At 52.3% G+C, this 16,579-nt stretch carries 9 protein-coding genes and 1 pseudogene; 3 read left to right on the top strand and 7 right to left on the bottom strand.

Annotated features, from left to right (window positions below; all coding sequences use genetic code 11):
* Position 1: 1 nt before the first annotated feature.
* Positions 2-469 (top strand): annotated as a pseudogene (locus RSSM_RS14700) (transposase); the annotation flags it as partial.
* Positions 470-1,076: 607 nt separating this feature from the next.
* On the opposite strand, the gene RSSM_RS14690 reads toward RSSM_RS14700, so the two are convergent.
* Complete coding sequence (locus RSSM_RS14690) at positions 1,077-2,009, bottom strand: hypothetical protein (RefSeq protein ID WP_008680130.1); 933 nt, start codon at positions 2,007-2,009, stop codon at positions 1,077-1,079.
* Between the two features lie 19 nt (positions 2,010-2,028).
* On the opposite strand from RSSM_RS14690, the gene RSSM_RS14685 reads away from it, so the two are divergent.
* Positions 2,029-2,541, top strand: coding sequence for a hypothetical protein (locus RSSM_RS14685; protein ID WP_144059826.1), 513 nt, complete (start codon positions 2,029-2,031; stop codon positions 2,539-2,541).
* A gap of 832 nt (positions 2,542-3,373) precedes the next feature.
* Entirely contained in the window at positions 3,374-4,468 is a 1,095-nt protein-coding gene (locus RSSM_RS14675; protein ID WP_008680123.1) for an integrase core domain-containing protein, read from the top strand.
* Between the two features lie 315 nt (positions 4,469-4,783).
* Here the strand turns inward: RSSM_RS14675 and RSSM_RS14665 are convergent, their stop codons facing one another.
* From RSSM_RS14665 to RSSM_RS34270, 6 genes are all read right to left on the bottom strand, one after another.
* Positions 4,784-6,781: a S9 family peptidase gene (locus RSSM_RS14665; RefSeq protein ID WP_008680120.1), complete on the bottom strand. Its 1,998-nt coding sequence runs from the start codon at positions 6,779-6,781 to the stop codon at positions 4,784-4,786.
* A 312-nt stretch (positions 6,782-7,093) separates the two neighbouring features.
* On the bottom strand, positions 7,094-7,624 hold the full coding sequence (locus RSSM_RS14660; protein WP_044302601.1) for a hypothetical protein: 531 nt from the start codon (positions 7,622-7,624) through the stop codon (positions 7,094-7,096).
* Positions 7,625-8,171: 547 nt separating this feature from the next.
* Positions 8,172-8,705 carry a tlde1 domain-containing protein gene (locus RSSM_RS32905; RefSeq protein ID WP_008680114.1) on the bottom strand — a complete coding sequence of 178 codons (534 nt, stop codon included), beginning with the start codon at positions 8,703-8,705 and terminating at the stop codon, positions 8,172-8,174.
* Between the two features lie 847 nt (positions 8,706-9,552).
* Positions 9,553-11,208, bottom strand: coding sequence for a hypothetical protein (locus tag RSSM_RS14645; RefSeq protein ID WP_008680111.1), 1,656 nt, complete (start codon positions 11,206-11,208; stop codon positions 9,553-9,555).
* Between the two features lie 2 nt (positions 11,209-11,210).
* Complete coding sequence (locus tag RSSM_RS31695) at positions 11,211-14,561, bottom strand: MotA/TolQ/ExbB proton channel family protein (protein ID WP_008680109.1); 3,351 nt, start codon at positions 14,559-14,561, stop codon at positions 11,211-11,213.
* Positions 14,562-14,574: 13 nt separating this feature from the next.
* The coding region (locus tag RSSM_RS34270) for a coiled-coil domain-containing protein (RefSeq protein ID WP_044302598.1) at positions 14,575-16,579 on the bottom strand (2,005 nt) is incomplete at its 5' end.

Genomic DNA, 16,579 nt, shown 5'->3' with positions numbered 1-16,579 from the left:
CGTCATCCAACGTTGTTTGGTCCACAAGGAGCGAAACATCAAAGGCAAGCTTTCCAAACGTCATTGGGGCGAGCTGTCGCGTCTGTTCACGCGACTTCGCAGCGTTCAAGGAATCGAAGCAGCTGAGGAAGTCTTCGGCGATCTGAAAACATTTCTGGAGCCGATCAATGCGGAAGCGTATCGAAGTCTGCACGAAGCTGGCGATGACCTGCTGGCGTTACATCGCTTGAACGTCCCTAACACGCTTCACCGTACTCTGCTGAGCACCAACGCAATCGAGAATTCGTTCTTGAACACGCGTCGCAAGCTTGGCCGGGTGACGCGATTTCGGGCAGAGACCGATCAAGCCAGCCGTTGGCTTTCGCATGCGTTACTGGAGGCCGAGAAAGGCTTCCGTCGGATCTCTGGGCACTCCTCTTTGCCAGCGTTGACGGCGGCTCTGGCCCGCCCAAAATCGGACCCGGAGTAAATCGTTTTCTCCCTTCCAGACTTCGCCTACGGCGAAGTCTGGAAGGGAGATCTTGTTGCAAATCCAAACCCACTCACCTACGTTTTCACCAGAGAGATCATCAAGAGTTTCAACAAGAAATGGGACATCCCCTTCTTTGCGGCGGATCTTGTCCATCGTCCAAGTGAGAGTCGGATTCGACTTCAGCCAGCGATCCGGAAGCAAGGCGTCCAGTTCATCGCAGGTCACTTGCTCACCCGATTGGCATTGCTCGGTCGACTAGTGGTGACATTTGTTCGCTGGCCCGCGTTGTTCAGCGCGACAATACCGGCCGCATTCGCCAAACATTCGACCAATGGGAAGACATTTCCCGGTCCCACCCAGGACTTTCCAGATCCGTGGTTGAGATCGGTCGCCAATCACGAGAATCTGTTCGAACTGACCAAGACCGGGGCGTTCTATCGTCGAATATCTGGCGTTGATTCCTCGCAGATATGGCGACACGAACTCGATGGAGTCGTAAAGGTGTGGCGTGACCTCCATACGACACGCGCCCAGACATCCTCTGGACGTGTCGTTGACTTTGCACCTCGCTGGTAACGCGACGCTTGTTTCGATCTTGACGCGTTTATCGAATCGGCTTGCCGTAGCGTCGAACTTGCATTTGACCGGTCGAGTCCGTGGTTGCTTCCACACTAACGGCATGGCCGCGGTGTGTTGGAGAGAGCGAATAGCTTCGACTGACTGGAGCACTGAACCCCGTGCCGTATACGGATTCCACAACGTTGGTCCGTCCTTGGGGGCCCGTCGTGATGCGCACCGAAACACCATTGCGTTGGCCATCGAAGGCCGCGGCACCCGATGCATACGTTCGGGCTAACGCCTCGGCACGTCGGGCTCGCTCCATCGCCCGCTGATAGGCATCGGTGGCCGAGTGTGGTGCGTTGATCCGATCTACCATGTGCGAAGGTCGACCATCATGTCGTGTTCGGAGAGCCGTGCGAGGCGTACGCGTCACGGTAGTTACCGGAAGCTCGTTGGTCGGTTCGACATCGCGAGTTTGATCCTGTGTCGGTTCGGATGGTTTATCTCCATCGCTCCAATCGATCAGGTCGAGTGCGCGATCCCTCAGGGCCTCTGTTCGCTCGAGAATAGCATCAAAAAGGGAGCGATGCTCACCGGCACTGTCCTCGTCGGTACTCGGGAAATCTCGTAATTCAGTGGAGGGGCCATGCTGGCTTCTGCGGATCTCTGCATCGTTGTCCACCAACAACGGAACGCACGTGATCCCTGCCGAAAGGACGATGGCTGAAAACGACTTCCAATACATGACTTCGTACTCCGCTGGATTGATGACCAAAAACTGGGGTGTTTTGAGTGGTGTGCTCCCTCTGTATGTCTGTCTGATTTGGGTTTGCGACATCAGTTGAGCGCGGAAATTGCCCAAGTCGCCAGAAGGATCAATGTCGCAGTCCGAAAGCGTTTGCCCACTTAATGTTAGTCCGGGAAGCAACGGAGTCTCCTCGGTCCAATCCAACGTTCGCGGCGATTGAGCCGTCATGCACAAGGGAGATTGTTAGATGAGTAAACTTGTACGAATGATCGCGGTCATTGCGACCTGCGTTGCGGTCACCTCAACCGCACACGCCCAAGGCTTTGGAAACGCATCCGGCTACGGTGGAGGATTCGGTTTTCCCGGGGTCTCCAGCGGAGCGTCTGTCGGTCCTGGTGGTTCACACGCCACCGGACGCGCATCGGGCCCCAGTTTCAACCGTGGGTTTGCCCACACAATCAATCGTCCAGGAATCTCGCAGGCCCACGGGCTTGGGATTCACCACGGCCCGAGTACGTTCGGGAACTCTCAAAGTACCGCCATGCGAAATCGGTACGTCCAACAGTCGTTGAACACGACCATTCATGGAAACAAGTACGGAATGGTCGGTGGTTCGGTGAGTGGATCGGTCACGGTTGGAAACGTCAGCCGATCGTTCAGCCGATCGTTCGGACGAGGTGCTGGTGGCAGGGCCGGTTCAGGAAGTCACCTTGGACGCAGCGCAGCAGGAAGCAGTGTCGGATATCCGTATCTGCCGTGACGGAACAGCGAAAGGCTTTCTCCCCGTTTGAAGCCTCTGGGGATTCATTTCCCGGGGGCTTTTCTGATTTGGCGGTGCCCCATGAAACCGACCAACGAAAGCAGCCACAACGATCTGACTCGGCACGACCAAAGAATCCCGAAGAAATGGCAATGGGATGTCGCAGAGCCGACCAAGACGGTCATGAAACAGCATCGAAGTCAACGCGTACTCGGCAGTCGAGACGCAGCTCACGAAAACCGAGTTTCTTCCAGGGAGACGACAAATGACTAAGTTCACGAAATTACTGAGTGCCGCCTTCATTGTATGTGCCTTTGCAGCAGCACAGAATGCTGATGCTCAGGGTGTGGCCGTTGCAAACGCTACGAATTACGGTACCGGAGGCACCGCTGTCGCCAATGCTATGAATACCGGGTTCGGTGGTTCGGCAATCGCCAATTCAACCAACTACGGTGCCTATGGCACATCAGTACCGAAATCGTTGCCGGAAGCCCTGCCGCCTCCCTGTGCAGGACCCTTACACGAGAATTCGCGAGAAGTACTCACATTTGTAAGTGCTGAGATAACAGCGACTTGCGGGTTCCGATACTCATCCGCTTAGAGATGCGGCGGATGTGACACTCTCCAACTTTCAGTGGTTGAAAAGTTCTCTGGTTCGGGCGTCACATTCGATCCTCAAGTGATCGTGTGTGACGCGACTCTGACGAGGTGGCCGGACGGCAGCATGCCATGAATTGAAATCGGGACTTCGCTGACTACTTTGGAAGCCCGAACCCGGGGTGCAAAAAGTCCGCTCCGACCGGACTTTCCCCGTGAAAACAGCATAATCTCGATGGCGAGCTTTCGTAACGTCTACACCTCTTTGATGCTCGTAATCGCCAAGTCCACCGACAAGGAATTGGCCCGCCAAGTGAGCTACTTGAAGGCCGAAAACCAGATCCTGCGAAGTCGGCTGCCGAAACGACTGAGCCTGACACAACGCGAGAAGAATCGACTGGTCCGATTCGCCAAGAACCTCGGTTCAGCACTGAACGAGCTCGCTACAATCGTGCACCCATCGACGATCCGTCGCTGGATTCGAGAAGACTCGGGCAAGAAGGGAAAGCAACAACCCAAAAAGGGGCGGCCAAGAACAGCAGAAGACATCGAGAAGCTGATTCTGAAACTGGCCAAGGACACTGGCTGGGGCTACACCCGAATTCTTGGCGAACTCAAAAAGCTCGGCATCGAATCGGTGACTCGAAATACGGTGAAAAACATCCTGAAGCGCAACGGTTATGAAACGGGTCCGGAGCGTGGCCCAGGCACTTGGGATGAATTCTTGAAACGCCACGCGGCAACCATGTGGCAGTGCGACTTCTTCTCGAAGAAGATCGTCTCAAAGACAGGGCTGCGAGACGTGTTTGTTCTCGTGTTTTTGCACGTTGAGACTCGTCGGGTGTTCATCACGCCGGCGACGTATAAGCCAGACCAAGAGTGGATGGTCGAGCAAGCTGAAGAGTTCATTCGTCACACCGAATCAGAGAAGCTGCCCTGCAAAATCCTGATGCACGACAACGACGGCAAGTACTCACAACCATTCCTTGACACATTCAAGAACAAGAAGATCGAGACTCGGAGGACAGCCATTCGCTCACCCAATACGGTTGCCTTCGTCGAGCGGTTTGTGCAAACGATCAAGCAGGAGTGCCTAGATCACTTCATCGTGTTCGGCGAGAAACACATGAGCTTGCTTTGCTCAGAGTTCACCGAGCACTACCACCAAGAGCGCCCTCATCAGGGCCTGGAAAATGGGTTGATAGAGAAGTCACAAAGCAAGGCGCGGAGTAATCCGGCTCCTTCCGCGGACACCATTTGGCTCAGCGAAATCCGCTGCAACGAACGCCTTGGTGGATTGCTGAAGAGCTATTCGCGAAGAGCAGCATAGGCTCGCGTAGTGGGCGGTAAAGCTGCACATTTCCGCATCCTCTTCCGACAAGCGCTTTGTATACGTTCGCTTGCGTTGCTTGAGCAAGAACCGCTCGATAAAATCGTCATCGATCAAAGGATGGTCGTGGCTGTGGCTCCTTCCATGATCCAGCCAACAGAACGGGATGGCCCCGTTTCGAAAATACCGATCTCCGAACGGCTGAATGTTTACGATCAACGAAGTCCACTCGATGGGATCGTCCGAGAACGAGCCCATTGAATGCCGCACTCCGCCATCAACGCCGAAGTGGACGCATCTATTATACTCGTCCAGCTAGATGCCTGCGAGAAACTCTAGCCAGTCTTTCAGTCGTTTGATTTTGTCGGCACGACCGGTTGCATAGTGCCCCTGTCCTTCGTACTCGATGTACGTGACGAGATCACCCTTGCCTTGCTCACGAGCTCGCCAGTAAAAGTCGCGGCTCTCGATAGGCGTCACTCGCGTATCTGCAGTACCGTGAATCAATAGTAGCTTCGCGTTGAAGTTCTCCATCAGGTTAGCAGGAGAGCGTTCGCCCTGAAATTTCTTCCATGTCGCCGGGTCATCCAACGGCCCCGTAGCGCGTTCGACGTAGCCAGCAACAGAACCGCCGATCTGCGGGTCTGCTTGCCGCAGGACTTGGCTGATGCCAGCTTCACTGATCCCGAATCCCCAAGGAAAAGAAGCTTGATGGCCGTTGACTTCACCTTGAAACGTCAGGTGACGGAGAGTCAAATAACCTCCGTAGCTCATGCCGAAGACGCCAACGCGTTCTGGCGGAATGCCCAGAAGTTCAGAGGCATACTTCGCCGCGTAGATACCGTCGAGCGTATCGCTACCGCCATAGTCTCCAATCTGAGCATTGGCGAATGCACCCGAGCCACGGTTGCCTCGCGGGTTGGGGCTGAACACATAGATACCAGCCTCACACAACACCTGCTTCGTAACATCGAAGTCGGTATAAGCGCCGTAGAAGCCTTCAATCAGCACAATCGCCTGTTCGCGGGGGAGCGGATTTTTGGGCGAGTACAGGTACCCGAAGATCTCACCTTCGAAGGTCTCGCCGTCAATATCATAGGTAATGTCATCGAAGGTCTTGTAAACGTGCTCTTTGACCGTGCAATGTACGATGTCGCTAGCAAGCTCCTTCGAAATGCCGGCTAGGTCGACCACCTCAATTTCCTGAGGAGCAAGGTTGAGATCGCATATTTTCAGTGGGTCGGTCAAGTATTGCTGTGCAACCATAACGCGTTCGGGCTTGGTATCCAGAAGCTCGATGCCGCCCTCAAGCTCAATCGACCGCTCGAGTGTGCCTGCCTCTGGGTCTACGACACGTAGTTCCTGACGTCTAATCCCATTCAGCAAGACGATTAACTTGGCCCTACCGCCTAAACTGGCTACCTTTAGATCGGCGACATCTGCCGAGGTCTGTTGGCTCAGCTTGGTTTCATTGGAAGCGAAATCGTAGACTCTTATGTAAGGCGTATCATTTTCGGTGACGCCGTAGCCAACCTGAGTGGTCGAGAGCCATTTTTTGGGTAAAGCCAAGTCTGTGCGTTTTATCTCAGGATCTGTTACCACGGTGCTAGCAGGAGTGATTCGTGTTAGATCAACATAAACCAAGTTGTGTTTGGTGCGATCGCCGTCCTTCGCGGTGACAAAGATGACCCCTTCTTCTTCGGGGTGCCAACTAATCGATCCCCAGGTCAGCTTGAAAGCCTCATCCTCGTCCTTGTAAACCGCCATGTCCTCACCAGTTTCCAAGTCAAGGATGCGGACTTCGCCAGGGCTACCCTCTTTACTGTGTACAACCCTGGCGGTGTAGGCCACACGCTTGTAGTCCTTGCTGAAAGCGTAGTCGTAAAGATACGGCACGTTGGTCAGCTTGGTCTTGGTGGCGGCGTCTTTGTTGAAAACGTAGAGATTGTACTCCTCGTTTCTTTCTTCATCCCCCTTGAAGTACCACTGACTGGTGACCGCGTTATAGGTAAATTTCCAAGCAGCAACGTTGGCGAGATCTGTCGCATTCAGCTCTTCCGCTTTATCGAAGGAGATGACCGAGTTCGGTTGTAGATCCGCAACTACAAAGGTTGACGTCGCACTCTCGCGAATTAGCCCAATCTGGTTGGCCGCGTAGGATCCATAAATCGCATAGCTGCGATAGGGCCACTGATCTAGGTGTTTGGCCAGGTCGATAGACCTGTCTTTGAAGACGGTGGTTTCAGATTCTTGGGCGAGGATTAAGTCTGGAACGAGAAATATGAGCAATGACGACGCTAGAACAAGTTTCATTATCTTTTACCTGATTCATTCGTTGGACTGACTTCGTCGACAAGTTAACGGGCCAATCGGATCAAAACCGGAATCGGTAGTTTATCGCTTTCGTTTGTTCCGTGTTGGGGATGCAGTAAAACGACCTTAGAATGGACCGTCAAGAATCAACGGTCGGCCTACGCCGCGCACTTTCAAACTATCGAACATGAGGTACCCGAGGCATTCTTCATCATGACGAACGACGACTTGGACAACTCAGACTCGTCTTTTTGCGAATCCGAATTGGCAGCAAAAACTTGCACAATTGCGGCATGGTATCGTAATCGGAGGCTACCAGGCATCACCGAAAGTCAGTTCCGTGTCGACAAGTTTGCCGTCCGTAAAGTCTTCGCCGAGAAGCATCCTCTCGCGCTTGTTTCGGGAATTAAGGTTGACGATCAATGGAACGGGCTTCGCACCTGGATATTTGATCCACAACTTTACCAATGGCCTGTTTTCCCCGTTTACTCGCTTGGTCCCGTGGTACTTTGCGATTGCCCTCTTTTTCTGAACAATCTCCCAGATCGCGGGAGCAGAACCCGGACTTTTGCGCCGTTCAGTCACAATCCAGAATTCCAAATCGTCGCCTACTGCAAGCTCGGAAAACTTCACCGATTCGAAACCCACTGCGTCTACGGACGAGCGATCTGCTCCCGTATCAACCTCTGCGGTAAGAATCCATTTCGTTGAACTGGATGAAGTTCCAATCTTTAGCTTACCGTCACCACCTACGATTGGCTTCTTACTGTCTTCGCAAAACGCATTGACGCTGGCAAGTTGCAGAAATGCAGCACATATGCCGCACCGGAAGATCGTTGACATTCTAATAGAACTCCAGGTTTTAAGATTTTGCTCACGCTGCACAGGTTCGAATGTTCTCCAAAGTTGTCGGATGTCGACTCACTTGGGGGCGAGCAATAACGGCGACGAAACATGAAGTGTGCTTGTCCTAAGGAGTCACGCATTCATGCGCAAGCACTTTTGTGACATTCGCAACTCGACGAATCCCGCCAACTGCCCGGCAGCAGCACAGCTTGCTTGGACACCTGCCCCCTTCGGTTTTCGCAGCGCGAACAAGGCCAAGCGACCACGACAAACGCTACGCATACGCATCGCTGCCTGCGGTTTTGATTAAGATATCCAACAATTGGTTGATCACAATTTTCCCAAGCTCGGACCTAAAAGACTACTTTGCACCGCTTCTGGGCTGAAGCACCGACGATGCGAACATGGACGGCCCCCTTCGACTAACTCGCACTGATTATTCACCGAGCACAGAATTTTGTCTACGAAAACCAGGAAAAGCTCTCAAACTTCAGAGAGCTATATCCATGCGCTACTTGATGGTCGAAACAAGACCATTCGATGATTACTTGACGACACTGAGTGTCTTCTCACCGCTAGCGGCAATATGCTCTCGGATATGACGTGGCAAGATCACGCAGCCGCTTGATGCCGTGCCCGGGTTCTTGACGCTGTCGCCGTGAATTTGAAAGGCCGTTCGGCCATGAGCGGTATGCCCTTCGGGCGTTAGCGGCAAGACGAACTTGCCGGTCTTCTTGCTGTCGATCGGGGCGGCGATCTTCCATTTCCCAGCTGGAATCGGCCCCTTGTTTTTCACGCTTTCCTGAGATGGATCATTCTTTGCAGCCCCAGCACCTGAGTAGCCCTTTGCCCAAACGATCTTATTTCGCTTCAACTCACCCGACGACTGGTCGTATTGAAATGCGCCACTCCCGCGCAACGCCTTCCACGTGTCTTTTCCAACGATGCCGTCTGCTGTTAGTCCGCTCTTGGTCTGGAATGCCTTGACGGCTGTTTGGGTCCCGTTGCCAAACTTGCCATCCGAAGAGATACCGAGCAACTTCTGGACGAGCTGCACATGAGGCCCTTCGTCGCCCACGCGGAGATTCGGAATGGTAGGTTTGGGAGCTTCCGCAACAGCAACGCAACACGGAACGACCAAAGCAAGAACGGCCGAGCTAACTGATTTCGTAAACATTTGTTGGAAAACTCCAGTTGGAAATGAGGTTGTATGTCCTGTTCACTTCGAACAAATCTGGTTTCTCTGGCATTCCATGTTTGAAACCTTCTCCCAGTCTGTCAAGGACATGTGTAAGACGATGCGGTTGCAGACGCGCAACGAACGTATTCATATCACTCCTCCTTGAGAGGTTTGTCATTTAACTCGTCGAGCGATTCGAGCGTAAAGCAACCGTCGTTCCCAATCGCATTCGTTCCCTTATGCCAGTACACATCGCCGCGAACAAACTCTGTCTCGAATTCAATGTCTTGGGAACTTCCCGATTTTTTTGTAACAGTGACGCACCCTGTGTTAGCCGTCAGGAAAGTAAGCACGACCGTCCACTTGACCTCTAGCGTGCCAGGAGCGATCGACGACACCTTTGGGTTCGCCCAAGACGCGTCACAAAGGCGTTGTCGATCCTCCCGCCCAAATTGTGACACTATGGATTCAGGAATTCCTTCTGTTGGTTCAAGTCTCAGTGAACATTGAAGGTAATCGTTTGGACTGATGGATATCGCTCTCGAGAGTTTTTCAAGATCTTGGGGGTCGACCGAAACAGACTGAGTCACTTCTACAGCAGCGAAAGGCGTCTTTTCCGTTGAATGTCCAGGTCGCAGCGTCTGAGAAAACAATATGTCTAGTAGTAGAACTGCACCGAGCGCGCAAGAAAGTAAGTCGAGGAACGACATGCTCACGATTGAGATCGACTTATTCTTCTTCCGTTTCATGCGCCGTCGCCATCGCGTTCTATGAGAAGGTCGTCTTGTGTCACTGAAAACGCGAGAATTGGTTTTCCGTGTTGAGTATCAGACAGTTTGACACTGATTTTTGGTCTAGTCTCCCAAATGCCACCCCAGTGAAGATTGACTGGCTCAACCACGAATGGCGCAGTTGCCAACTCACGAAGCGCGAGCAGTGCTTCCGCTCCAGCCTGTTGCAGGAGAAGGGGTTGCTGATCTCGAAGGTATCTCAACCCGTCTGACCGAACGTTTTCGCTCAACGATTCTGCAAGTGACACGCGTTCGCTGAGCGGAAGCCGCCGAACCTCCGGACCGTTCATAGCTGCTAAGAGCACAAGGGACGGTGTTGCTTTCGTAGACACAAGAGTCTTTGACAAGTCTAGCTGTGAATCACGCTCAACTATCGGATTCAACAAGCGTAGCCCCTGGGCCGAAGCTAAACCGCCGTCTTGAACGATGTCCTCCGCCAAGAGATCACAAAGTGTTGCGGCGAACCACCGCGAATACGGAACGTCCTTCATTTCTTCGTACCGCTGCTTCAGTACGCTCGGCAAGCCAGCAGCATTGCGGTACCGGACATCAAACTGCGCAACGTTTGATGACTTTGTTAAATCGGGTTGCACGCTGGCACTGAGACAGAGACGAACAAGATCCACTGTACGGGAACTGGGCACTCTGTTTCTAAACAAGATGACCTGGTAGGCGAGCACCGACTCATGCGTCAATCCCGACTCTTTCGTTTCGGTTGTTCCAACTGGCAGGAGATCACACCCGCGGCACAAGTAGAGGTACTCGCCGATGATGCTTTTAATGGACACTGCTGCTGCGGTTTTCGCTGTGCCCTGTTCGTTATTCAGCCCCGAATGTAGAGCACACAGAACAGCGAGGAGATGCACGGAACGCCGCACCGGGGGAAATCGATCTCTGTGGTCTGGGCGGCCCTCCGCCGTTACACCTGAGACGCCGAACGCGGTGAAGAAGACTCCCCCTACCAGTTCTTCAATCTTGTCGCTGTCCGTACCTGCTAGGTCTTTCAGGATTGATTCGCACGCTAGACTAACGCGTTTTCGTTTCAAGTTGTTTTCGTCAATAGTCCGTCCGCGATTGTTGACAGAACTGCAAATACTGAATACTCCACTTTGCAGTTCTTTTAGTGTGTTCGCGTCTAAGAACTTCTTGCGACGCGCGGAAGACAGTGCGATCGCAGACTTGCGCGCCTGAGTTAAGGCATCGTCAAATGGCATCCAATTTGTTACGAAGACGGCTGAGTCCACTTCGGCAGATAGCACGGTCGTAACTGCCTCGAACCTCGTTGATTCCGTTTGAGTACTCGAATCGGGCTTTGTCCTTTTCGCTATCAATTGCCAGTCGCCAAATTCTGGCCGTTCCTGAATCATGTAAAGGAGGCCGGAGCCTTTTTCAGACAGCAGTGGAATCTCGTCGCCCGATGGCTTGACTGCAAACACGTCGACATCATCTACGTTGCCTACGTTTGCGTATAACACAAGCGATTTTCGATGGGAATATTTCCCGTACATCACCGCCGTAAAAATTAGCATCAATAGGATGACGCCCCCCAATGCGCATGACAGTAGATCAAGGAACGACAGACTTACTGTTTCGACGTCTTTTCTTACCACGCCTACGGTCCTCGGTTCGGCAGTTCACGTATTCCCTCAAAACGTTCGATAATTTTCTCATTGGAAAATCTTCGAAACGCAATGATGAGGTTTGAGGTTAAGTACGACGAAACATGAATTAAGAAAACAAGAAGCATACTCAAGATCAAGGCAACCATCGTTGTGTCAAACGCGCTACCTAGTGTCTGTGAGACCGCACTGATTTCTGCGCCTTGATTAGCCTCATCAGCAGTCACCATTTTCTCACTGCCTAAAAGTGCCGAGCCGATACCATATATGGTTCCGATAAATCCGAAAGATGGCGCTAGCCAAGCCCCGTACCTAACAAGCTCCATGCGTGAATCGGTACGCTCTTCAAGCTCGTTGCACCCCTGCTCAAGGACGCCATACATCGCATCGCGGGTGCCCATTGTGCATCCACCCTTTAGAACGCGGGCCACCAAGGCGCATGTTTGCTGCTCTTCAAGATTCGCGTTCGGAGATTGCACACGAATCGAATCGAATGTGTCTTGCAACATCGCGTGGAGTTGATTGTCGTAGACATCAAAAAACGGGCTCAGTCGAAACGTGAATCTCGCTATCGTTACCGGACTCTTCTTCTTTTCATGACTTATCAGTTCGACAAGTAGATCTTCCTTATGGCTATTGTCCGTACGTGCATTCAATGTGGCTCCGGGAATGCCAAACTTTGAAAGCATGAACGCTCCAAACGCTGGCGTCGAAATAGATGTTGGTTTCAATCGTTCGAATTGTGGCGGATCATTGGCGGACCTTGGCGTCGAAATACCTCGTATCTCTATGACTGGCTGTGAATCACTTGGCGAAAGCTCAACCCAGGATACGGTTGGTGACTGTGCGTTTGACCGGGCTTGGGCTCGTAACCCGAAAGGACAGGTATTGTTTTGCGCAAGAGAGTCGCAAAAGTCGACAAACTTTCTTGGGCCATCCGCAACGTCTGAGACCGCGACATCAACTGCAATTTTGCCATTCCTCGGTGCGTTCCTGACACAAAGTGAGGCAACTGGAAAAGAAATTGATTCACCGCCAGCGAAAGGAATCTGTAGGTCAACTTTCGCATAGAAGGACTCTTTGCTCCGTTCAATTGACAGGCTTACGTGCTCCACGATGTAGGGAGTTTCGTCCAAATCCAGGCATTTCAGTACCTCTTTCGTTAGGCCATCAGCTTCCACCGCTGTGTTTGAGAAATCAACGTATGGATCGTTGTGAAGGATGGGGGCAACTCCTGACAAAGTTATCGAAACCGGACGTTCTTTGATTTGCCAATCCACGGTCAAAGCAAATTCCTGTTGGTCGATTTGGGTGCCAATCACAGACACCACACTTCCTGCTGGGCTGCTTCCGTTTCGCTCCAAGTTGAAGACTCCGCGAACATCCTTCATCACTTGCTCTTCTAGTTCCGCTGTGATCGCGTCCCTTGCTCCTTGACTCCAAGAAAGACTGGAAGCTAAGCCATCGTGGCTGGGCCATATGCGAAACTCGATGAGTGTATGAGTCGCGTCATTGACGTTTACCGAAAATTCGCAAGTTGCCTCTTCGTCCGCTGTTTTAAGTTCGAAACGGGGTTTCAGCCATTCTGATGCCCATCCTAACCCACTCGCAATCAGTAAAGAAATGCTCGCATCTCCGTCGCGTTCTACGCCACTAATTCGCCGCCTAGCACCATCCAACGGAGCGGCTATTGTCGCGATGGTTGCAATTTCTCCCTGAACTAAAAGCTGTAGTGTGAATGACTCATCGTTAGCGGGTTCGACTCGAAGATCTTGGTCTGAGGGCGGTTGATGTGGCAAAGGAAGTTCGACGCCCGCTGTCGAACTGGCGTGCGAACTGCTGGGCATGAACGATGCGAGAGCTTTCTGATCGACACTTGCGTCTTCGACGCGCAACGCAAAATTTGGAAAGTCGAGACTCTCTGAACGACCGTTAGAGACAACAGTCGACGAAGCATGCTTTATTTTGTCTGTGCGATGAAAAATGACCAGATCTCGTTGAAGCCAATCAATATTTCGTCCGTCCCGAAGCAATACGAGGATGAACGACGCTGCCGGGAGCACGGACGCCCAGAAAACTACCAGAGTCAGAAATTGGATAGGTCCGCGCACCGTCGTGTGAAGATACTTGGTCCAATATGCGTTGGGAGCATCATCAGCGGTCAAGAACTTGCCAATGCGCTGGAGCGCAACCCGTCCATCCTTTGACTTCAATAACGCTTGAAGGAGATCGTCTTTGGATTGTTTTTCTGGCGGGTCGACATCATTTTCTTGTGCCGCATTGCTTTCGCGATTTGGTATATCTGTACTCTCATAGGCAAAGCTGTGTGCCTGTTGAAGTATTACCGTAGCGTTATTCTGAACGGAATCCAAAGGTATCGAGAGCCTTGGCAAATCCGCGATTTGTTTCCACGTGGATCTGCCGTGCGAGGCCATCCCAAAGAAGTTTGTAATTGTGAGTGGGATCGTGGTTTGTCTTTTGCTACTCGGCAGCGAGAAGTGGTCAAACGGGAGTATTCCTTTCGCGACTTCGTTCTCCGTTGAAGTATCAATCACCGACGATTGTTTCGAGTCGCTTGGTTCTCTGCCCGAGTTACTTAGCACGGTTGCAGCAGCGGACTTCAGAAATGCCGAATCGTCACTCGCGAAAAGTTCCTTCTTGCAGGCTGCAAGATCGGCATTGGCGTAAGAGAAGAATGCAGCGAGTGAAATTGCTGTCGAAACAGTCGCATAGAGCAATACGGAAACGAATCCAAACAAAGCTCTGATATCGGGCCTTGTTGCGTTCGCTACAGGCCAGCGAATCGTGTAGGCGACGATGCCTGCGACACACGATAGTGAGACAGCAAACTCTAAATGTCGAAGTGCCTTAGCGCTCATTCCTTCGAAGGGGATTTGCAATTTGGCCAACAGAACTAGGCCAAGGACAAGAGTACCCACAAGTGTGATTCCGGAGACAATTTCTGTCTTCCATTGACTATCGCCAACTCGTGTCTTTCCGAGCATCCAGGCTGAAGTGATTGCGCCAAACACACCGACAATCGCAAGCAGCCAAGGCAGTCCCGACTCGACCACTAAGCGTTCGCTCGACAGCGCCAAGCACCATGGAATGGCGGAAACCGCGACACCCACAAGCAAGCTCTTTTGAACATGGGCGGTGGCCAGTGAATTGGCGATAAAGAGGAGCGCGCCTGTGACGAACAACACAACGCCGCCGACCCAAGGAGATGTAAACGAAAAAGCGAGCGTGCTAACAACGCAGCACGCTACTATCACAATGGGTAAGAACACGGCTTTCAAAAGGCCGTATAGCCCTGAAAGCGTTGCTGATTTATCAGGTTCCATTTTTCGCTCAGCTTTATTGTGATGTTGTATTCAAAAGTGCTCTCAGATCGTCTCTGAGTGTAGTTGCAACGATCCGAGACATTGTTTTCATGGATTGATGCTCCCCGTTGATCCAACCGCTAAACGATTTGCCTGGCGGTCGCAGCGGCGCGAATGGATGTTCAGAATCGCTTGCAATCGCCAGGTACTGGCTCAATACTGAATCGGTCCAATCTTCGACCTGCGTTCGCACATCTGGCGCAGCTTCAGATCGCGAAACTTGAAGGAACATTACGAGCGATCTTGCGGTGTATAGAGTCTGGTAATGGTATGGAAAATCCACATCCAGCTTGCCTGTGAACGTCCATCCTTCCGTTCCGATCATTCTCTGGTGATCCGCAATCGCTCTACGCACCGCCTCGCGTAGTGCAACTCTTGTCGCTGCAGGGTCATCTTTGGAATTTGGGTAGCGAAGAGTGCCATCATGAATCCTGACAGGGACACATGAAAGAAGATTTCCTGAGGAAAAACGAAGCGTACCGACGGAATCTTTTCTGTATTGGAAGAAGCCAGACGGCGCGCACGTCTGTGCGAATCCGTGAGCACTCCTTAAGAGCCCAACGTATGCATCGACGGCAGCAGTCTCATCATTTGTCCCGTAGACTTTCAGCAAACGTTCCTTGTTGAGTTTGCCGTTGTGCTCCAGAGTTGAGCGGATTCCAAAGAGCGCTGACTGGGTTAAGCTCATATCCGGATTACGCCCGGACGACCATTTTGTTTCCTTTTGATAGCCCCATCCGCCACCCGTGTCCTGGGCGTTGATCAAACTCCGCACGAGAGCCAGTTCAACATCCTCAAGCGTTGCCTTGCCATCTGCAAACTTCGAGGCGATTTCTTCTGGAGGTAGGTATTCGTCCATTGACTCGGTTGCTTCTAGTCGATCCCGAAGTCTTGAAATGGCTTTGAGAAAGAACACATGCTCGTAGATCTCAGCGCACTTTTCATTGGCCGAAGGGTCCTCGTCAAGAATCGCGATGTCCGCATTGTTTCCGGACTCGATTAGCTTGACACTGGTGACCCTCATACGTTTCGCAGCCAAGTTGCTTATTAGCTGACCTAGAGCGTGATGCTCGCCCTGGGGAGTCGCTTTCGGGTCAGAAAAACCCTTGAGAAGCCGCGTGAGTTCGATGTCCGAGGCAGCTAATACATGGGCGGTTATAGTGAGCGAGTTTTTGCCGAGCTGGCCTTCCTTCGCGGCCGCCATCATGCCACGTGTACTCTGATTACTCAGTTTATTGTCGAGATTATCTACGTTCTCGCTGCTGATTCTGCTCTTCTGGTCAGAGCGTTTTATCTTTGGCGCATCTGTTTTCTTCTCGCTCGAGATTTGGGCGTTTTCGATTACCTCTGGTTCAATGGGCTTGTCCTCCCACATTTCGCTTTCTTGATTTTGTGCGACAGCCGCGAGTTGACTTGCAACCTTATCAACCGTTTCACGAACAGCCTTTCGAAGACTCTCGGCTATAGCCTTCGCTTCATCGTGGAGTTCGTTGTCTTTTTCACCGAGCGACGCAATCGCCGCGCTCATTCGCTTCGCTTTCTCGACGAGTGCTTGAGCATTTTCTATTGACTCCGCGTTCCTGAAAGCACGCTCCTCGTCTTGCGACTGTTCAGATTGGATTTGCTCTAGACTCCGCTGCGTTTTCTCGGCCTCATTCTTCAAGCGATCTAGTTCTTTCTCTAAGGCATCTGGATCAGCAACTTGCCCAGCTAGAAAGTCGGTGTACGCATCAACGTCCGTAGTTGAGATAGATGTCTCTATCGGATCTTGCGTTGCATCCTTTGCGGGCGGACTTTCCTCGGGATCCGGCTTCGCGTTGGGATCTGGCTTGGCATCGGGATCTGGCTTGGCATCGGGATCTGGCTTGGCATCGGGATCTGGCTTCGCGTCGGGATCTGGCTTCGCGTCGGGATCTGGCTTCGCGTCGGGATCTGGCTTCGCGTTCGGATCTGGCTTCGCGTCGGGATCTGGCTTCGCG

It is taken from the genome of Aporhodopirellula sallentina SM41, assembly GCF_000346505.1.
Lineage (GTDB): Bacteria > Planctomycetota > Planctomycetia > Pirellulales > Pirellulaceae > Rhodopirellula > Rhodopirellula sallentina.
The sequence above is the reverse complement of the archived record's forward strand: the minus strand, read 5'-3'. Positions and strand labels throughout refer to the sequence as shown.

Bases quoted from the DNA above. Each gene is read 5' to 3' on its own strand.
- RSSM_RS14690 (WP_008680130.1), bottom strand. From the start codon at position 2,009: ATGACGGCTCAATCGCCGCGAACGTTGGATTGGACCGAGGAGACTCCG.
- RSSM_RS14685 (WP_144059826.1), top strand. From the start codon at position 2,029: ATGAGTAAACTTGTACGAATGATCGCGGTCATTGCGACCTGCGTTGCG.
- RSSM_RS14675 (WP_008680123.1), top strand. From the start codon at position 3,374: ATGGCGAGCTTTCGTAACGTCTACACCTCTTTGATGCTCGTAATCGCC.
- RSSM_RS14665 (WP_008680120.1), bottom strand. From the start codon at position 6,781: ATGAAACTTGTTCTAGCGTCGTCATTGCTCATATTTCTCGTTCCAGAC.
- RSSM_RS14660 (WP_044302601.1), bottom strand. From the start codon at position 7,624: ATGTCAACGATCTTCCGGTGCGGCATATGTGCTGCATTTCTGCAACTT.
- RSSM_RS31695 (WP_008680109.1), bottom strand. From the start codon at position 14,561: ATGGAACCTGATAAATCAGCAACGCTTTCAGGGCTATACGGCCTTTTG.